Raw genomic sequence first — 19,611 nt, forward strand, 5'->3', positions numbered from 1 at the left:
CCGCGCCCTAGTTCGCCGCGACCAGCGCGCAGCCGCTTTCGGCCGGGTCGATGAACGCCTCGGATCCGGGGATGGTGGCCAGCACGTTGAAATAGTCCCAGTCCGTGGTGATGTCGGCAGGCGCCTTGACCTCCAGCAGATAGACGTCGGTGATCAGGCGTCCGTTCGCGCCCACCGTGCCGCCCTGGGAAAAGACGTCGTCGACCGGTAGCGTGTGCAGCTGTTCGGACACGGCGGCGGTTTCGTCGGTGCCGGCGGCCTGAACCGATTTCAGGTACTGGGTGACGGCCGAATAGGTGCCGGCATGGACCATGTTCGGCATTGCCTGCGTGCGCTCGAAGAACCGCTGCGCGAATTCGCGCGTCTCGTCGGTGCGGTTCCAATAGAACGATTCCGTCAGCGTCAGGCCCTGCGCCGCCTCGGCGCCCAGACCGTGGACCTCGGCCAGGGTGAACAGCAGTGCCGCCAGACGCTGACCGCCCTGCACGATGCCGAATTCGGACGCGGACTTGATGGCGTTCTGGGTGTCCAGGCCAGCATTGGCCAGACCGATCACCTTGGCCCCCGACGCCTGCGCCTGCAGCAGGAAGGACGAAAAATCGTTGCTGGACAGCGGATGACGGACCGACCCCACCACCTCGCCGCCGTTTTCGGTGACATACGCGCCGGTCTGCTCCTCCAGCGAATAGCCGAATGCGTAATCGGCGGTCAGAAAGAACCAGCTGTCGCCGCCCTGTTCGACCAGCGCGCCGCCGGTGCCCACCGCCAGCGCGTGTGTGTCATAGGCCCAGTGGAAGCCGTTTTCCGTGCATTGCGCGCCGGTCAGTTCGGTGGTGGCGGCTCCCGTGGTCATGGTGATCTTGTCGGCCTGGGCGGACAGGGCCTGCACGGCCAGGGCCACCGACGACGTCGTCAGTTCCATGATCGCGTCGACCTGCTGGGTGTCGTACCATTGGCGGGCGATGTTGGATGCGACGTCGGGCTTGTTCTGGTGGTCGGCGGTCACGACCTCGATGGGCATGTCCAGCACGGTGCCGCCGAAATCCTCGACCGCCATCAGGGCCGCCTGATAGGAATAGGTGCCGCCGAAATCGGCATAGACGCCCGACTGGTCGTTCAGGATGCCGATCTTGACGACGTCATCGGATACCTGCGCCATTGCGGCGGTGGCCGTGGCGCCAAAGATCGCCACCGATGTCAAAAGTCTGGCCATATTGTTCTCTCTCCCTCATGTCGGATCGCACACGGGTGGGCAGGCCACCCGCCGGGTCGGCGGTCCGGATCATCTCTTGTGTGAATGACAGGCAGCCCTCTCCCAAAGGCCGCTTGCGTCAAGGGTTGCAGAATAGATTTGCCTTGGCAAGGACGCTTGGCCCGCACTGCGGCAACTTGCACAGGCTGCACGTGGCAGGGCGTTGGCCAGTCGCCTGCGATCACCGCGACGCGTCACGCGACCGCCCGCCCCGGCGGGCGATGCGAACCGGGGCGTCAGGCGGTAGGTCGGCGGTCGATCCAGGATGTCGCGGCCTCATACGCGCGGCCAAGGTTCAGTACAGTGGCATCGCGCCCGCGATGGCCGATCAGCTGCAACCCCATCGGCGTGCCCGACGGCCCGAACCCCGCAGGGACGCACAGTGCCGGCAGGCCGGTCAGGGACGCGGGCACCACCACCTCCATCCAGCGGTGATAGCTGTCCATCTGCCGCCCCGCGATCGCCTGCGGCCAATGCCAGTCCGCGTCGAACGCGAACAGCTGGGCCGACGGCAGCGCCAGAATGTCGACATCCATCCCCGCCGTGTGCCGGAACCAGTCCGACCGGATCACGCTGGCCCGGCGCAGGTCGGATGCGGACAGGGCCAGCCCGCGTTCGATCTCCCACCGCAATTCGGGTTTGACCTGATCGGGGGCACTGTGCAGCAGCGGGCCAAGGCTGCCCGCGATGGTCCAACTGCGCAGCGTGGTCCAGGCCTCCCACAGGGCATCGGCCGGAAGGGGCGGCGCCATGGGCACGACATCGTGGCCCAGATCGGCCAGCACCTGCACGGCATCCCCGCACAAATCCAGCACGCCCGGTTCGGTCGCATATGCGCCACCCCAATCGCCCAGCCACCCGATGCGCAGCGTGCCGCCCGGCGGCGCGGGGCGATAGGGGCCGATGGAATGCGGATGCATCGGGTCGTGGGCGGACTGCACCGCCAGCAACAGTTCCAGGTCGCGGATCGAGCGTGCCATCGGCCCCTCGGTCGACAGTTGCGACAGGAACAGATCGCCGGGGTTCGACGGCGCGACCAGGCCATAGCTGGGCCGGAACCCAAACACGTTGTTCCACCCCGCCGGATTGCGCAGCGACCCCATCATGTCCGACCCGTCGGCCAGTGCCACCATGCGCGCGGCCAGCGCCGCCCCCGCGCCGCCGCTGGACCCGCCCGCCGACCGCGACAGATCGTAGGGATTGCGCGTGACGCCATAAATGGGGTTATAGCTGTGCGATCCCAGACCGAATTCGGGGGTGTTGGTCTTGCCGATGATCACCGCCCCCGCCCGGCGCAGCCGCGCCACCATCGGGCTGTCGGCCACCGGCACATGGTCGCGGAACGCAGGCGATCCATAGGTGGTCGTGATCCCCGCCGTGTCGGCCAGATCCTTGACCGCCATCGGCAGCCCCTGCAGCGGCCCTGCGGGGGCCCGCGCGGCCTCGGCCAGCAGGGTGTCGCGGTCGCGCAGGGCAACGATTGCGTTGACGACCTGGTTCGCGGCCGCAATCCGGTCCAGCGTCAGCGCCATCAGGTGCGGCGCGTCGATGGTGCCCGCGCGCAGGGCCGCCAGCTGGCTTGTCGCATCGCCGGTGATCATTCGGTGACCCTTTCACGGTTTCGGCGTCACCGTGGGGTGAAACGCCGTTTCTCACAACCCCCCGCATTCTGCACGGATCACGGAACCGTGTGCATTCATGACATCGGCGTTGGCATGGAACATCGGACGCATGCTGCGGTTGTGCAACAACAGCCACAGGAGCACCCGATGAAACACGCCCTTGCCATTCTTGCCGTATGCGTCACACCAGCCGCCGCCCTTGCGCAGACCGAGGGGGAATTCACGCTGCCCGACCTGCCCTATGCCGCGGACGCGCTGGATCCGGTCATCAGCGCCGAAACGATGGAATTGCACCACGGCAAGCATCACCAAAGCTATGTCACCAATCTAAATGCCGCCATCGCCGAAGGTGACGCCCCCGCCGGTCTGGCGATCGAGGACCTGGTGGCCAATGCCGGGACCTATCCCGACAAGGTCCGCAACAATGCCGGTGGTCACTGGAACCACACGTTCTTTTGGGAATCGATGGCCCCCGCTGATCAGGCCGGAGAGATGTCGCCGGAACTGACCGAGGCGATCGAGACGGCTTTTGGTTCGGACGAAGAATTCCGCACCGCCTTTCAAGAGGCAGGCGCGGGCCAGTTCGGGTCGGGTTGGGTCTGGCTGATCGTGAACGATCAGGATCAGCTGGAGATCACCGCAACGCCCAATCAGGACAACCCCCTGATGGACGTGGCCGAGACACCGGGCACGCCTTTGTTGGGCAATGACGTGTGGGAACATGCCTATTACCTGACCTACAACAACCGCCGGGCCGACTATCTTGAAAGCTGGTGGGACGTGGTGAACTGGGGTGCGGTGTCAGAACGTTATGACGCGGCCTTGGCCGAATAAGGATCCGATCATTTTGGACCGTGCGACCGGCTGATCACCAGCCAGTCGGTCGCACGACATAATACAATCGGTGCGTTGTTTCAGTTGCTGTCACTCGGCGGCCGAATATCCGGGTAAGGGCGTCTGACGCCGCAGTTGACAGGCAAAGCTGCCCGTTTGGATTGCGGAACCGACCAAACGGGTTGCCCCGCAGAAATACCGGTTTTCGGTTTGCCGGCGTCATGTGCCGGTCGGTCGGCCCTGTTGCTCTGGTGACAGCGTCCGCATCAGGCGCGTCGTCCTGTGGCGCAGGAAAAACCGCAGCATCTGCGCCGATGCGTCCGGCCCGCCCGGATCGACGAACCGGCCCGAACGCGACCCACCCGACCATGCGTGACCCGCGCCTTTGACCAGCCAATGTTCGATCAAAGGCCGACCCTGACCCGCGCGATGCGTGGTTCGGACATAGGTGCGTCCGCCCGGAACGGTACGCGTCGTTTCGACCGTGCGCAGGCTGGCGAATGTTTCGATGGCACGGATCGCCACGAACCGCCCGTTGCGGGGTGCCACGACGCGGTCATCACCGCCATGAAAGATGATCGTGGGAACGGGCGTGATCAGGCGTCGGCCCGGACTGCCCTGTTTCATTGCGATGATGGCCGACGTCTTGTCACCCGCAGCCGCCGGTGGCAGGCCGGAATGACATCCGACGGCGGCGAACAGGTCGGGATAGGCATGCGCCAGCAGCATTGCGGTCGACGCCCCCGCCGACAGGCCCGCGACATAGACCCGGGCCGGGTCCACACCATGGCGCACCAGCAGTTCGCGCGTCAGGCTGGCCAACAGCGCGGGTTCACCACCATCGCGGTCCTGATCCCCGGGGCGGAACCAGTTCCAGCAGCGGTTGGGGTGCGCCTCGCGCGGCTGCGCAGGATAGACGACAATGACACCCGCCTGTTCGGCAAGCGCATTCATGCCGGTGCCTTTTGCGAAGTCCTCGGGCGTCTGCCCGCACCCATGCAACATCATCAGCATCGGCATCGGCAGCGGACGCCCCGCCGCTATCGCCGATGGCAGATAGATGCGATAGCTGCGCGTCCCAAAGACGCAGGCATGGGTTCCGGCATCAAACCGTGCGGCTTGCGGGATGACGGGGGAACGGGGTCTGTTGACAGGCTTGGATCGGACGACTTTGGGTTTGGACGCGGGTCGGGGTGGCTTTGCGGCGGCGGTGGCTGCCTGTGTCATCGCCCTGGTCGCCGATTTCATGAACGCGCCCATCATGCCCGCCATGACGCTGGCGCCGGATTTGCGCCGGGGGGTTCCGATCCGGGTTCTTGGGCGCTTGGTCACGATAATGTGGGCCGTTTTCGGTTGCAGGTCGCCATCTGCGTCGCATGCGCCGCGACATCGGGCAAGCGGAACAATGGCCGGGCGCGACATGGCAGCCATGACACGCCGATGGGTGCGCGTACGCTTGCCCATTGGTGCAGTGTTTGACATTTTGGCGTCAAACGCCCCACAACCCGGCGCACCGCAACAAAAGGTCCCGCCGATGACGGCCACGATGCTGACGATCCTTGATTGGCTGGACCGGCGCACCTCGGGTGTGGGCCTGGTCATCGGATCGCTGTTCGTGGCCGGGTCGCTGACGCCCAGCCTGATCCCGCGCAGTCCCCAGATCCAGGGCATTCTGGCGGGGTTCTGCTTTGCCGCGGGTTACGGCGTGGCGGTGCTGGCGGGAACGCTGTGGCGCTATCTGCAGCTGCCGCGTCTGACAGACCGACAGGCCCGCCTGCTGGTACCCGCAATGGGCGCGGTCGCGCTGGTGATCGTGACGGTGTTCCTGATCCGGTCGGCCGAATGGCAGAACGACATCCGCGCCGCCATGGCCCTGGCCCCGGCCGAGGGCGTGGCCCCGTTCGTGGTGGCCGGTCTGGGCACGGCGGTCGCATCGGTGCTGTTGATCGTGGGAAAACTGCTGGTGGCGCTTGGCCGCTATGTCAGCGCGCGGATCGCGCAGATCCTGCCGCGCAGGCAGGCACGGGTGGTGGGCATGCTGCTGACGATCCTGCTGACCTATCAGGTGTTCAGCGGCGTGCTGGTGCGCAATGTCGTCTCCAGTATCGACGGATCGGCGCAGGCGCTGGACGACCTGATCCCCGCTGAACAGATTGCGCCCGACCAGCCCTGGCAGACCGGCAGCGCCGCGTCCCTGATCGCCTGGCAGGATCTGGGCCGCGAGGGACGTAATTTCGTGGCCACCACCCCCGACCCGCAGGCCATCGCCAGCGTTACGGGACAGCCCGCACGCCAGCCGCTGCGCGTCTATGTCGGCCTGAATGCGGCGGACACGCTGGCCGAACGTGCCGATCTGGCGGTGCGCGAACTGGACCGCGCGGGCGGGTTCGACCGCAGCACGCTGGTCGTGGCCATGCCCACCGGCACCGGCTGGATGGATCCCGCCGCGATCGAACCGCTGGAGCATCTGAACCACGGCGACGTAGCCACCGTGGCGTTGCAGTATTCCTATCTGCAAAGCTGGATTTCCCTGCTGGTGCAGCCAGAACAGGCCGCGGACGCCGGACGCGCCCTGTTCGGAGCGGTCCACCGTCACTGGCAGCAACTGCCAGAAGAGACGCGGCCCCGGCTGTATCTGTACGGCCTCAGTCTGGGCGCGCACAGCTCGCAGCAGTCGTTGCGCCTGCACGAGATGCTGGACCAGCCCATCGACGGGGCGCTGTGGGTCGGGCCGCCCTTTGTCAGCCAGCTGTGGCAGACCCTGACCGCCGAACGCGACCCCGGTTCGACGGCCTGGCTGCCCCATCTGACCACCGGAGAGGTGGTGCGTTTCACCGATGGCCGCCGGTCGGTGCACCAGGACGGCCCATGGGGAGACGTGCGGATCGTGTTCCTGCAATACGGCAGCGACCCGATCGTGTTCTTTCGGTCGGACAGCGCGATCCGCCCGCCGGAATGGCTGGCCACCCCTCGCGCCCCCGAAGTGTCGCCCGACCTGCGTTGGTATCCCATCATCACGCTGCTGCAGCTGGCCTTTGACATGGCCATCGCGCTGGAGGTGCCGATCGGGCATGGCCACGTCTATGCCCATGTCGACCACATCGATCCCTGGCTGGCCATCACCGACCCGCCCGGCTGGACCCCCGAACGGCTGCAGGCCCTGCGCCAGCATTTCCTGACACGCCAGCAGGCAATGACGACCCAGCCCGGCAGCTCCAGCTGACCGAACGGGTCAATCGACCTGCGCGACGCCCGCCCGCACCCCGGTGCGAGAGCCATTTGGACGCGATTGGCATAAATGCCAGCCTTGGCTCTGTACCGCATGGTGGTGGCGGCACCGGAATGGCACGTCACCCAAGGTGATGCATCATGGCCCAAGCATTTGGAAAGGCATTGACGGCGATGCAGTGCGCATGACCATGCGCCGCATCGGTTGGACGCCTGCGTTCGACAGCGACGGATCGTTGTCGCGTCAGGCGCGGCGGTCCGCGATGGCGCGCCAGCGCGGGTTGTCATCCCCGACGTGACGCCGCGCACCCCAGAACCCCGCCGGACCGGGGCCCGACACTTCGACGAACGCGTTGAAGAACGCGCCGCCCGCCTGAGCGAACCCATCGATGGCGCGCTGGTACAGGCCCGCCATCTGGTCCGAATAGTGAAACCGCTCGATGAAATCGAACAGGTCGGGGTCTTCATCGATGGCGGCGCGGTCGGGGACGATGTGGCTGCCACCTTCGTACATGACCAGCGACAGGCCGGCCTCTTGCGCGATGGCGTTCTGGGCGGCCCAGACCTCCTCCAGCGTGGCGATGGTGGTGCCGCCCTCTTCGCCCGCGATGTGGCGTCCTTCGGCAACCTGTTCGGCCATCAGGTCGAACGCGGCGGCATCGCCCATGTCGCGCCAGGACCGTACCTGCGCGACATTCGCGGGGCGTCCGATGCCGCCGTCGAAATATCCGGTCACCGCATAGGCGTCGAAATAGGTCTTGGGTGCGCGGCGGTCCTGACCGCCCTCGACCCACAGGGGCGCGTCCAGCATGGCATGGTTCAGGTCGATCCAGGCGGTATGGGCGGTGATGACCTTGCGCAGCCGGTCGGGCGCATCGGCATAGACCTCGTCCAGCAGCATCGCCATCTGCGCCGCCCGGCCACCGTAAACCTGCATCCAGCCGTCGCCTTGGCCCGGCCATTGCGCCTCGGCCTGCTGCAGCGCCCATTGGGTCTGGCCGAACTGGAAATTCCAGACCTCGTTCGAAAATTCGTACCAGGCGGTCAGGCCCGGATCCAGGCTGTCGCGGACCAGCGTGGCAAACTGGGTCATGTGGTCGTCGGTGGCAAGATGCGGAAAGCAGAACCACGGATCGATGCCCAGCTGGTTGGCCAGCGTCACCATCACCTCGACCGGAACACCCAGGGTCCAGGTGGCCGAGGTCAGGCGGGGCCGGTCGTCCCATTCGGCCAGCGTGCTGTCGTTCGTGGCCATCCAGTCCATGAACCGGATCACCCGGAATCCGCCGATCAGCGCCAGCCATTCGGGCCGAAAGATCTGGCCTGCGTCATAATCGGCCTGCAAGACCTGATGAATACAGCGGAAATTGCGCGCGGGGTCGGTGGCGTCCTGATCGACGATATCGATTGCCACGATCCCCGTGTCCGAAGCGACATAGTCGAATTCCGCCCATCCCGGTCCGGTGGTCACGTTCGTGCCGGTCCCGTTGATGCGGACATCGGCGGTACCGTCCCAGGTCATGCGGTAATGGCCGTTCAGGCTGGTATCGTCGGCGGCCAGATCGCACAGGATGATCGTGCCCACGGCCGTGGCCCCGGCGGGGATGCTGACCGGCCAGCCGTCGGCGTCCAGATGCCCGCCATCGCGCAGTTCGGCATTGGTGTGGGACACGAACTCGGCCTCGGACCGGCCCATCCATTCACGGCTGTGGCGCATGACATCGATGAATGGCTGCGAGGCACCCCAGTCAGAGATACCCGAAAGCCCCACGGCAATACCGCCGACGTCAGTACCCGTCGCCGCCCGCGCCAGACGCGGCAGCCCGATGGCCACCTGCAGCCCAAAGGCGGCACCAAGCATCAGTACGGAACGTCTTTTCATCACGGGCCCTTTCACGCGTTCCCGGCATGCGGAACACAAAATTTCTAACAGCGTGGCCAGCCTTGAGACAAGGTTTTTCAATGGGTGCAGGGTGGCCTGCACATCGCGGCGCCATGGTGCCGGGAGAACCCCGTCAGATAGGGCGCCCGTCCATCATCTTTCCCGGCTATAAATTTGATAACGCAATATTTTTAGGATTGGCTGTGCGCTATCAGATGGCCGCGCTTCGATGGCGCGACGGTGTTCCAACAGCGCGCATGGCCGCCGTGCCGTGGCGATCAACGGGTCGATCACGATCGCGCGGGATGCGTCTGGCCGTGCCCCGATTTCAGCGGGCATATCGCGTCAGGATGTCCCCTCTAACCGCTTTACAACCGGGCCGGTCGCAACCGTTTTCGTGCAGATGTCAGCGTTGCCCCACAACTGTGGCGCAGCCCGTACGGATTGAACGTGGGATTAGACGGTTCAGCCGCCAGATATCGGTGCTGTCCGGCCTTGCCATCCATCGTGGGTCGTGGGCGCATGTCGGGCCTGTCACCCTCATGGCATTCGACAGCGGCCATGGACTTTGTCATCCCGATGATTGCCCAACGGCGGACATCATCGCGTTGTCATGCCGGAACTGTCCATCCCGGACCCACGTCGGGCCATGTGTCGTCGCCCATGGCGGTGGGCCGACAAATCCGGAACCGGGTCCGGGGGCACATTGCGCGTTTCAGCCCCGGTCCCGCGGCAGACGGCGTCACGAACGCACCGTGCGCGCCTGGTTCTTGCCACGTATCGCCCTGTCGGCGGGGTCTCGGCGACCATGGGAAAAACGTGCCGCCCCTGATGCGGGGCGGCACGGCGATCAGACGACCTTGACGTTGATGGATCCGACGCCTTCGATATGAGCGTCCATCACATCGCCCCGGGAAATCGCGCCGACGCCGGCGGGGGTGCCGGTCATGATCACGTCGCCGGGCTGCAGGTCGAAATAGCGCGACAGTTCGGCAATCATTTCGGGGATCTTCCAGATCATCTGGTTCAAATCGCCGGTCTGGCGGCGTTCGCCGTTGACGTCCAGCGTGACCGCCCCGGCATCGGGGTGGCCGATCCGGGATGCCGGCACCAGCGGCCCACAGGGACCCGATTTCTCAAAGCTCTTGCCGACCTCCCACGGGCGGCCCATCTTTTTCGCCTCGCCCTGCAGGTCGCGACGGGTCATGTCCAGACCCACGCCATAGCCCCAGACATGGTCCAGCGCCTGATCGGCGGGGATGTCGATGCCGCCCTGGGACAACGCCACGACCAGCTCGATCTCGTGGTGCACATCCGATGTCAGGGTCGGATAGGGAAAGGTCCCATCCGATGTCAGGTTCGACGGGCTCTTGAAGAAAAAGAACGGCGGCTCGCGGTCGGGGTCATGACCCATCTCGACCGCGTGGGCGGCATAGTTGCGGCCGATGCAGAACACCCGGTTGACGGGAAAGCGCTGGTCGCTGCCGTCGACCGGCAGGGTCGCGGGGGGTGCGGGGGCGATCACGTAATCGGTCGGTTGGTAAAGATCGTTTGGCATCAGTTTCTGACTCCTGCGTAGTATTGAACACGTTTTTCAAGGCGCGCGACCCCTTCGGCAAGGGTCAGCGCGCAGGTAAAGAGAATGACGACCAGCGCCCAGAAATGGGCCATCAGGAAATTCTGCTGGTAGAGCGAGAACAGCGCCCCCACCCCGATGATGGACACCAGCAGCTGGCCGATGACGACGCCCTTGACGCCGCGCACCATGCCAAGCCGGACCCCGGCCAGGATCTCTGGCAGGGCCGACAGGACCATCATGCGCATGCGTTCGGTCCGGGTGGCCTGAAAGCTGTCGGCCATCTCAATCAGCGAGGGCGTGATGTGCTGGACGCCCGCGCGGGTGTCCAGGACGATGATCCAGACCGCGAACATGAACACGGTGACAATGACCGTGGGCGTGCCCAGACCGAACAGGATCATGAACACCGGGACCAGCGCCGACAGCGGTGCGGACAGGAAGGTGTTGACCCACATGTTCAGCATCCGGTCGGCGGCAGGGACCAGCCCCATCAGGAAACCCAGGGGAACCCCCACCACCAGCGCCAGCCCGATGCCCGAGAAATAGGACAACAGCGTGATGCGCATCGCCTCGCCAAAGCTGCGCGATGTCACGACCTCTGTCATGGCGGCCAGCACCTCGGAAAAGGGAGGGAACAGCAGGACCAGATCGAACCGGCCGATGATCTCCCACAGGATCACCCAGATCAGCAGCGATGCCATCTTGGGGATGTGGTATCCGTAAATGGTCATCGCGCTACTCCACGTATTGCTTGATGCTGGTCCAGATGCGCTCGACCGTGTCCAGATAGGCCTCGTCGCGGCGCAGCTCGTCGGGGGTGATCCCGGCGCGGATCTGCGGGTCGATGATCTCGGAGATGCGGCCGGGGCGCGGCGACAGCATCACGATGCGGTCCGAGACATAGACCGCCTCCTCGATGGAATGGGTCACGAACAGGAAGGTCTTGTTCTCGACCTCGCGCAGGCGCATCAGGTCCTCCTGGAACTTGCGCCGGGTCTGTTCGTCCACGGCCGAAAACGGCTCGTCCATCAGCAGGATGTCGGCATCGACCGCCAGGGCGCGGGCCAGGCCCACCCGCTGGCGCATACCGCCCGACAGTTCGTGCGGGTATTTTGACTCGAACCCCGACAGGCCGACCTCGGCGATGTAATGGCGGGCGCGCTGTTCGCGCTCACGCTTGGCCACGCCCTGCATCTTCAGGCCGAATGCCGCGTTGTCCAGAACGCTGGCCCACGGCATCAGGGCAAAATCCTGAAACACAAAGGCGCGTTCCCGGCCCGGCCCCGTCACCGGCTTGCCGTTGACCAGGATCTGCCCCGATGTCGGCTCCAGCAGGCCCGCCACGATCTTGAGCAGCGTGGTCTTGCCGCAACCCGACGGGCCCAGCAGGCTGGTCAGGTGGCCGCGTTCGAACGACAGATCGATGTTCTGCAGCGCGGTGACCGAGCTGCCGTATTTCTTGGAGATCCCGCGGATCTCGACGATCGGATCGCGCACGGACCCTTGGGTGACGCGGGTGGCGTTCGTCGGCATGGCGTATTGCTGCATCATGACCCCCTTCTTTCGGGACGGAACAGTTTGGCCTCGACCCACTGGAGCGAGCTGACGGCAAGGATGGCGAACAGCACGATCGACACGATCGTGGCATACATGTGGGCAAAGTTGGCGACCGACCGGTGGAACGTGATCAGATCGCCGATGCCCGTGGGCGTGATCAGCAACTCGGCCAGGACCGCGCCCGAAAACCCTTCGGCCACGCCAAGGCGCAGGCCCGCGAACATCATCGGGCTGGCGGCGGGCAGGATGATCTGGGTGACCTGCTGTGTCCGGCTGCCGGTGAACGACGCGCACATCGCCACCATCGACGGCGGCACGTTGCGCACGGCCTTGTAGCTGTTCATGGCGATGACCGGCATCGACAGCATCACCACCGCCAGCACCTTGGACGTCAGCCCGATGCCATAGACAAAGGTGACCAGCGGGATCAGCGCCGCCATGGGGGCGGCCTGCATGACGATGACCACGGGCAGCGTGATCCATTCGACACTCTGGCGCAGGCCCATGCCCACGCCGGCGCTGATCCCCACGGTCAGGGAAATGGTCAGACCGATCAGCAACGGCTCCATCGTGCGCAGATAGGCCGCGCCCATCGTTCCGTCCGCGATCATCGACCACAGGGCGACCATCGTCGCGGTGAAGGTGGGAAAGGCAAAGTTGAAGCCCGATCTGGCGGTGATCTCCCAGATCAGGGCAAAGACGGCGACCGACAGGATCTTCCATTGCAGGCCGGATTGCCACAGGCGCAGGCCCAGGCCGGCCTGAGCCGGTGGCAGCGACGCGGTGATGTTGGCTGATGTCATGAATACATGGCCCCCCAAGGCGGGATACGACCCCTGCCCGCCGGATTGCGGATCAGGGGGTGGCGGCATCCGCACAGGGATGCCGCCCGCAGGTCGCCCATCAGTTGCGGGCCGCGCTCAGCAGGTCGAAATCCCAGTACTGGCCGGGGTCGAGGTCGGCATCCGGCGCCTGAACCTGGCCCGCGGCGGCCAGAAAGGTCAGATCGTCCGTGACATCACCGGGGGCGCCGCCGGTCGTCGGCAGCATGCCGTCGTTCACCGCGCCCTCGAAATAGGGGGTGATCTCAGCCACGGCCTGTTCGGGCAGGTCCGGCAGCAGGTCGTACTGGGCGCGCAGGTCGGCCACGACGGTGGGCGTCTCGTTGATCTCGGCCCAGGTGCGCAGCAGTTCCTCGACAAAGATGGCCATGTCGGCCTCGCGTTCGTTCAGGAACGCTTCGTTGCCGTACAGCGCCTCGTCGGTTGCGTTCACGCCGTCCAGCGGCAGGCGTTCGAATTTGCCGTCGCCCTGCTCGGTCAGCAGGCGAAAGCCCGAGGAATCCACGATCGTCGCCTTGACCGCACCTTGCAGCATGGCGCCTGCGCGGACCTCGGATCCGGGGACATAGCTGACGGCGGAATATTCGATGCCGTGCTGGCTCTCCATCAGGCGCATCAGTGCCTCGGTGCCCGATCCGCGCGAATGGACCGTGACCTCCTGTCCGTCCAGGTCGGACCAGTCGGAATAGAACTCGGTGTTGACGACCGGAAAGAACTGCAGCGTGCTCATGCGATAGAACATGCGGATCGGCGCCTTGGAGTTCTGGATGAACGCATAGGGCGCCCCCACGCCGATATCGGCCTGTCCGCCGACGACAGCCTGCGTGGCCACGTCCTCGGAGTTGAAAAAGGTGATGTCCATGGGCACGCCGCGTTCCTTGGTGCGCTCCATCGCGATCAGCAGGCCCAGGGTCTCGACCGAGGCGATGTCGCCCATTGCGACCCGCATCGGCGTCTGTGCCGCAGCCCCGGTGGCCAACGCGACCGCCATCGTGCCGCCCGCAACCCAGGCCGTAATCGGCCCTGTCAGTGTCCTCATTCCCCTCATGTCGACGCTCCTCCCAAAGCGGTAATCTGCGCTCGAATCCTGAATGCGCCTCGATTGGTTTGATCATGACACCCGATTGGTTAATTGGTCAACAGCGATGAATAGTTATTTTTTACAGCATTTGCTGGTGCCGATAAGCAATTGACCACGAACCAATTCTGGCATAATTTGACCGAACAAAGAATTGGTTACGGATCATAATCGTGCGTGGCAGCCCCGACCCCCTTGCCGGATATCCGGTACCCGACGATGACGGCGGCTCGCGGCAGGCGACGCTGGTGCAGTTGCGCGCCTGGCTGATGCGCCACGATTTCGCGCCCGGCACCCGCCTGCCCCCCGAGCGTGACCTGTCGGAAATTCTGGGCGTGTCGCGCGGAGAGTTGCGCAAGGCCCTGGCCACGCTGGAGGCCGAGGGCCAGGTCTGGCGGCATGTCGGCAAGGGCACCTTTATCGGGTCGCGCCGTGTCGAGGTCATGAGCCTGTCCGAGATCGACCGCGTGACCAATCCCGCCGAGGTGATGCGCGCACGTCTGCTGATCGAGCCCATGCTGGCCCGCGAGGCCGCGCTGAACGCCACCCATGACCACATCGAGGCCATGAACGCGTGCATCCTGCGCACCCGCAGCGCCCAGACATGGCGTCAGTACGAAACCGCGGACAACGAATTCCACCGCCTGATCGCGCAGGCGACCGGGAACCGATTGCTGCTGGCGATGTTCGACGCGCTGAACGCGGTGCGTCGCGCGGTCGTGTGGGGGGCGCTGCGGTCGGGGCGGCAGCGGCCGCCAGACGACCACCATTCCTTTGCGGAACACGACCGGATCGCCGCCGCGATCGCCCAACGTGACCTGACGGACGCTGCCGAGGCGATGCATCAGCATCTGCGCACCGTCCAGAAAAAGCTGATCGATCCGCGCGGCCCCGCGATCCACCCGGAATAGCGGGTCAGATGGTGGACATTTCCCCCCGACACGACGCACAATCCCGCGCATAAGAACGAGGATCAACTGACCATGTCCGAACACGACACACCCCAGATCATTTACACCAAGGTCGACGAGGCGCCTGACCTGGCCTCGGCATCGTTGCTGCCGATCATCCGCCGTTTTGCGGATGCGGCCGGAATCACCGTGGCGACGCGCGACATCTCACTGGCAGGCCGCATCATCGCGGCATTTCCCGAACGTCTGACCCCGGAACAGGCGCAGTCGGACGATCTGGCGGGCCTTGGCGCATGGGTCAAGACGCCTGCCGCCAACGTCATCAAGCTGCCCAACATCTCGGCCTCGGTGCCGCAGCTGGTGGGCGCGATCAAGGAATTGCAGGCGCAGGGCTTTGATCTGCCCGACTATCCGGTCGATCCCGCAAACGACGCCGAGGCCGATATCCGCGCCCGTTACGACGCCCTGAAAGGGTCGGCCGTGAACCCCGTCCTGCGTGAGGGCAATTCGGATCGCCGCGCTGCGCGTGCGGTCAAGAACTATGCCATGGCGCACCCCCATTCGATGGGCAAGTGGTCCCCCGACAGCAAGACCCGCGTGTCGTCGATGCCCGCAGGTGATTTCCGCCGCAACGAGACATCGGTGACGCTGACGGCCGAACAAGCGGGCCCCGTGCGCATCCAGCTGACCGGCACGGACGGCCAGGTGACCGTGCTGAAGGACGGCCCGGACCTGCCCGCGGGTGCCGTGGTCGATGCCAGCTTTCTGTCGGTTGCCCAGCTGACACGTTTCCTGGAGGCAGAGATCGAGGCGACGCAGGCCGAAGGGACGCTGTTCTCGGTCCACCTCAAGGCCACGATGATGAAGATCTCTGATCCGATCATCTTTGGCCATGTCGTGCGCACCTGGCTGGCGCCGGTGTTCGAACGCCATGGTGCGGCGCTGGCCGCGGCAGGTGCCGACCCCAATGGCGGTCTGGGCACCGTGCTGGCTCGCGTGGCGCAGATGCCTGACGGCGATGCGATCCGCGCCGAAATCGACGAGGTGATGGCGCAGCGGCCGCCGCTGTACATGGTGAATTCCGACAAGGGCATCACCAACCTGCACGTGCCGTCCGACGTGATCATCGACGCGTCGATCCCGGCGCTGCTGCGGGCGGGGGGCAAGGGCTGGGGTCCCGACGGGGCCGAGGCCGACACGAACTGCGTCATCCCCGACACGTCCTATGCGGATGTCTATGACGAGAGTGTAAAGTATTTCAAGGAAACCGGAGCGCTGGACCCGCGCACCGCAGGTACCGTCCAGAACGTCGGACTGATGGCCCAGAAGGCCGAGGAATACGGATCGCACCCGACCACGTTCGAAATTGCGCATGCCGGTACCGTCACCGTCACCGCCGCCAATGGCGACGAACTGCACAGCCATGCGGTGGACAAGGGCGACATCTGGCGCCTGTGTTCGACCCGTCAGGCCGCGATCGAGGATTGGGTGCGCCTGGCCATTGACCGCCAGCGCCTGGAAGGCTGCAAGGCGGTGTTCTGGCTGGACCGTGATCGCGCCCATGACCGCGAGCTGCTGGCCTATGTCCAGCCGATGCTGGATGCGGCGGGCGTCGCCGACCGGTTCGAGATTCTGGCCCCGCGCGAAGCCACGCGCCTGTCCTTCGAGACGATCCGCGCAGGTCGCGACACCATCGCGGTCACGGGCAACGTGCTGCGCGACTATCTGACCGACCTGTTCCCGATTTTGGAGCTGGGCACCTCGGCCAAGATGCTGTCGATCGTCAAGCTGATGCAGGGCGGCGGCATGTTCGAGACGGGTGCCGGCGGTTCGGCCCCCAAGCACGTGCAGCAGCTGGCCGAGGAGAACCACCTGCGGTGGGACAGCCTGGGAGAGTTCTGCGCCCTTGGCGAGAGCCTGAACTTTCTGGCCGAGGCCACGGGCAACGAAAAGGCCCGCACCCTGGCCGCCGCGGTCGAGGCCGCGACCCAGGGCGTTCTGGACCACGAACGCTCTCCCGGTCGCAAGGCGGGTGACCCGGACAACCGCGACAGCCACTATTACTTTGCGATGTACTGGGCGCAGGCGCTGGCCCAGCAGAATTCCGATGCCGAACTGGCCGAAGAATTCCGCCCCATCGCCCGCGATCTGACCGAACTGGAGGAGCAGATCGTGGCCGAACTGCGCGCGGGTCGCGGTCGTCCCGTCGATCTGGGCGGGTATTACCACGCGGATCCCGAAAAGGTCGCTGCGGTCATGCGTCCTTCGGCCACGCTGAACCGTATCCTGGGCTAAGGCCCCTGATGGCGCGCGGTTCTGATCCGCGCGCCATCCCACCCCTCGCATCGATCATCGTGCAGTCCCTTGGTCAGCACGATGCGCCCCCAAAACGCCGTGATCGAGTCGTGGCGTCCGCGCTTCTCCACGATCCACATTGCCACGATCCGTTGGCTCATCACCCGATTGCGACCCTGATCGCGGCCATCGTCATTCTGCACGCCATGGTGCGCCGGCGCGGCGCGCGTTCCGATCGTGCCATGCATCGGCTAATACAATGCAACGTTCCACCTGCAGGTAGATATGACCGGTATTGCTGCAGGAGGCGGTGATCCACGGGGCGCGTGTTCGACCTCGGCGTCGCCGAATACGTCGGAGCGGTCCATGAGTGCGAAGGGGCTGAGCGCTGTGGCTTGACCCGTGCTTTCCGTCGGCACGTCCAAAGCGTCTGGTTGCACGGAGGATGTCGTGGCGGGCACGAGCGGCCGCGTCTTTGCGTTCAAAGACGCCCGGTTCTGCGCATGGGTGTGATCACCGTCCTACCGCCGTTCAGAAGTGCGGCATGGCGCCGCTTGGTGTCGAAGGCGCCTTCCCCCCTCGCGGCATCGGGCTGGCGCGGGGTCCTTGGAGCCGCGGCCCCTCTTACCCCCCTCCGGAACTTGATCCCGGTGCTGTCGATCGGCAGGTTCAGCGAACCCGGACCGCGTTGGCGGAGGATCTGCGCAGCCAATTTCCCCTGCCTACGGCACGCGACTTGGAAAAGTCCGGCACCGGCTGGTAAAGCACTGTCACCTGCAAAATGCAGGACAGTAGGCCGTGGCCATGCGAACCGGTGGCGTTTTCATGGCCGGTTCCATTCGGTCGGCTGGCTGAACAGCACCGTCGTCATCAGGCGGATGTGAAGCCGGCGGCGGAGAACGCCAGCGCGCGGCAGAGACGCCCGGCGCCGTATCAGGACGTCATCGCACCCCCCCCTAGTTCGTCCTGCGGTGGCGCGCGGTATCGGAGTTCGTCATTCCCAAAACGATAGTCTACCAGACCAACCACGCAAAAACTGCCGAAGGCAGAGTTCCGCACCAACGCCGATATGACCTAACCCGATCACCGCCAGCGCGATAATCGCCATACCGATGGCGTTGGTCGCAAGGACCGGGCGGCCAGCGCCTCCGGACGAAACACAATGTCCAATGTGGCAAGCACCATGACCGTAATTGCGGTGATCTGTCCGCATTCATTGATATGGCTTACGACACCAATCCACAGCGCAAAGTCCGGTTGTTTCATGACCACGTGCCGGCATCTTGAGACTTGGCAGCATGGCTGCTTGCTGCGCTGCCGATCCGTCGTCCGTCCACTGAAATGGCAGGCGTCGGCTGGACAAGGGCCAGGCCCCATCCCCATTGATTTCGTGCGTTTCGGTTGGTTCAGGCCCCGCGGGGAGACCTGATCGGTGGGCACTCTGTTATGGCCGACAAGGGCGCAGACGGATCGCCTGCGTCCGATCTTTCCCAACAGTCATGGTGGTTCGTGTGTCGATGAATTGCGGGTGTTGAGCGGTATGATCGGTACTGATCGCAACGGTTTGCGATGGTGCGACGGCGAGGGCATGACCGACATTGGTTCGAGTGAATGCCCGGACGGGGAATACGGGCCGGCGAAGGCCCTCTGCTATCGCTGGAGTGATGGCGGTGCCTTTGCGCGGGTCATGGTCGGCCTTGCTGCCGTGAATGCCGATCCAAAGACGATCATGATCGATGCCACGTCTCTGACGGCGCATCGCATGGCTCGCAGTTTGTGTGTGAAAGAGGGGCGGTCGCCGGATCGGTCGAACACGTGGGTTGGGGGGCAGCAGACACCGCCTGGCGGATGGTGTCGCCCAAGAACGACACTTAAAGCTGCACGCCGTCGCCACTGCGGAACGCCAGCCTATTACCGTTTTCGTATCGTCAGAGCAGGTCAGCGATCATACCCGCGCGGCGGCGCTGTTGGGCAACCGGCCACCGGCCGATTGGTTTCTGGCGGACCGGGGGCGTGGTGCTAGCTGGCGGCTAAAAGCATTGTAGTACAGAGGGATACACGCCTTCATCCCGGGCAGCAGGTTCCATATGCCCCCTAAGACGACAACGCTGCTTCTGACGGCGCAATCGTATCGAGGTCATGTTTGACGACCTGAAGGACTGCAAACGCGTCGCCACGCGTTACGACAGGTGCCCAGAGACATACCTTTCCGCAATCGTATTGGCCGGGACCGTCCTGTTCTGGCCGTGTCACCGGGCCTGTGCCGCGACCTGCCCTTCAGCATTGCCATACTGTGGGTGATCTGGCGCCAGTCCTGTCGCGGATCCATCGGGGCGGCTGTGGGATAGAGCTGTTTGTCGGACTGGGCGTCTCGCCGGAGAGACCTGCGATCCGCAAGCACGGGAGGATCTTAAGAAAGGCGCGGGCGGCCCGTGAGCCAGAGGTGCTGACGCGCTGGACCGGGGAACTGGCCGGCACCATCGCGGCCATCGGCCCTGAAGCCGGCTTCTGTCGCAATGGTTGCGCCCTGG

At 65.1% G+C, this 19,611-nt stretch carries 15 protein-coding genes and 1 pseudogene; 5 read left to right on the top strand and 11 right to left on the bottom strand.

The genetic code is table 11. The features are described 5' to 3' along the window. Positions 1 to 7 precede the first annotated feature (7 nt). Both ACJJVR_RS01905 and ACJJVR_RS01910 read right to left on the bottom strand, forming a co-directional pair. Positions 8 to 1,213: an ABC transporter substrate-binding protein gene (locus tag ACJJVR_RS01905; RefSeq protein WP_405401789.1), complete on the bottom strand. Its 1,206-nt coding sequence runs from the start codon at positions 1,211 to 1,213 to the stop codon at positions 8 to 10. A gap of 275 nt (positions 1,214 to 1,488) precedes the next feature. Beyond that, complete coding sequence (locus tag ACJJVR_RS01910; protein WP_405401790.1) at positions 1,489 to 2,853, bottom strand: amidase; 1,365 nt, start codon at positions 2,851 to 2,853, stop codon at positions 1,489 to 1,491. A gap of 168 nt (positions 2,854 to 3,021) precedes the next feature. On the opposite strand from ACJJVR_RS01910, the gene ACJJVR_RS01915 reads away from it, so the two are divergent. After that, positions 3,022 to 3,708, top strand: coding sequence for a superoxide dismutase (locus ACJJVR_RS01915; RefSeq protein WP_405401792.1), 687 nt, complete (start codon positions 3,022 to 3,024; stop codon positions 3,706 to 3,708). A 219-nt stretch (positions 3,709 to 3,927) separates the two neighbouring features. On the opposite strand, the gene ACJJVR_RS01920 is transcribed toward ACJJVR_RS01915, so the two are convergent. After that, positions 3,928 to 5,310, bottom strand: coding sequence for an alpha/beta hydrolase family esterase (locus tag ACJJVR_RS01920; RefSeq protein ID WP_405401794.1), 1,383 nt, complete (start codon positions 5,308 to 5,310; stop codon positions 3,928 to 3,930). On the opposite strand from ACJJVR_RS01920, the gene ACJJVR_RS01925 reads away from it, so the two are divergent. After that, positions 5,243 to 6,931 carry an alpha/beta hydrolase gene (locus ACJJVR_RS01925; protein WP_405401796.1) on the top strand — a complete coding sequence of 563 codons (1,689 nt, stop codon included), beginning with the start codon at positions 5,243 to 5,245 and terminating at the stop codon, positions 6,929 to 6,931. The genes ACJJVR_RS01920 and ACJJVR_RS01925 overlap by 68 nt on opposite strands. 249 nt (positions 6,932 to 7,180) lie before the next feature. Here the strand turns inward: ACJJVR_RS01925 and ACJJVR_RS01930 are convergent, their stop codons facing one another. The 6 genes from ACJJVR_RS01930 to ACJJVR_RS01955 form a co-directional block, all read right to left on the bottom strand. Then, positions 7,181 to 8,818, bottom strand: coding sequence for a hypothetical protein (locus ACJJVR_RS01930; RefSeq protein ID WP_405401797.1), 1,638 nt, complete (start codon positions 8,816 to 8,818; stop codon positions 7,181 to 7,183). A gap of 850 nt (positions 8,819 to 9,668) precedes the next feature. Next, on the bottom strand, positions 9,669 to 10,376 hold the full coding sequence (locus ACJJVR_RS01935) for a fumarylacetoacetate hydrolase family protein (protein ID WP_405401798.1): 708 nt from the start codon (positions 10,374 to 10,376) through the stop codon (positions 9,669 to 9,671). Continuing rightward, positions 10,376 to 11,128, bottom strand: coding sequence for an ABC transporter permease (locus ACJJVR_RS01940; protein WP_405401800.1), 753 nt, complete (start codon positions 11,126 to 11,128; stop codon positions 10,376 to 10,378). The genes ACJJVR_RS01935 and ACJJVR_RS01940 overlap by 1 nt, the downstream gene beginning before the upstream one ends. Before the next feature lie 4 nt (positions 11,129 to 11,132). Further along, positions 11,133 to 11,948 (bottom strand): ABC transporter ATP-binding protein, encoded by an 816-nt coding sequence (locus tag ACJJVR_RS01945; RefSeq protein WP_405401801.1) that lies wholly within the window; start codon positions 11,946 to 11,948, stop codon positions 11,133 to 11,135. After that, positions 11,945 to 12,757: an ABC transporter permease gene (locus ACJJVR_RS01950; protein ID WP_405401803.1), complete on the bottom strand. Its 813-nt coding sequence runs from the start codon at positions 12,755 to 12,757 to the stop codon at positions 11,945 to 11,947. The genes ACJJVR_RS01945 and ACJJVR_RS01950 overlap by 4 nt, the downstream gene beginning before the upstream one ends. Positions 12,758 to 12,857: 100 nt before the next feature. After that, on the bottom strand, positions 12,858 to 13,844 hold the full coding sequence (locus ACJJVR_RS01955; protein ID WP_405401805.1) for an ABC transporter substrate-binding protein: 987 nt from the start codon (positions 13,842 to 13,844) through the stop codon (positions 12,858 to 12,860). Between the two features lie 203 nt (positions 13,845 to 14,047). Between ACJJVR_RS01955 and ACJJVR_RS01960 the strand changes: the two genes are divergently transcribed. Continuing rightward, positions 14,048 to 14,785, top strand: coding sequence for a FadR/GntR family transcriptional regulator (locus ACJJVR_RS01960; protein WP_405401807.1), 738 nt, complete (start codon positions 14,048 to 14,050; stop codon positions 14,783 to 14,785). 72 nt (positions 14,786 to 14,857) lie between these two features. Beyond that, a complete protein-coding gene (locus ACJJVR_RS01965) occupies positions 14,858 to 17,080 on the top strand; it encodes an NADP-dependent isocitrate dehydrogenase (RefSeq protein ID WP_405401809.1) in 2,223 nt (740 codons plus the stop codon). On the opposite strand, the gene ACJJVR_RS01970 is transcribed toward ACJJVR_RS01965, so the two are convergent. Together ACJJVR_RS01970 and ACJJVR_RS01975 are read right to left on the bottom strand one after the other, a co-directional pair. After that, complete coding sequence (locus tag ACJJVR_RS01970) at positions 17,077 to 17,241, bottom strand: hypothetical protein (RefSeq protein ID WP_405401811.1); 165 nt, start codon at positions 17,239 to 17,241, stop codon at positions 17,077 to 17,079. The two genes, ACJJVR_RS01965 and ACJJVR_RS01970, sit on opposite strands and share 4 nt — an antisense overlap. A gap of 922 nt (positions 17,242 to 18,163) precedes the next feature. After that, positions 18,164 to 18,346 carry a hypothetical protein gene (locus ACJJVR_RS01975; RefSeq protein ID WP_405401812.1) on the bottom strand — a complete coding sequence of 61 codons (183 nt, stop codon included), beginning with the start codon at positions 18,344 to 18,346 and terminating at the stop codon, positions 18,164 to 18,166. Between the two features lie 166 nt (positions 18,347 to 18,512). Here ACJJVR_RS01975 and ACJJVR_RS01980 point away from each other — a divergent pair. After that, positions 18,513 to 19,381 (top strand): annotated as a pseudogene (locus ACJJVR_RS01980) (IS5/IS1182 family transposase). Positions 19,382 to 19,611: the final 230 nt, after the last annotated feature.

The sequence above is a fragment of the Paracoccus sp. Ld10 genome, from assembly GCF_045064235.1.
Taxonomy (GTDB): domain Bacteria; phylum Pseudomonadota; class Alphaproteobacteria; order Rhodobacterales; family Rhodobacteraceae; genus Paracoccus.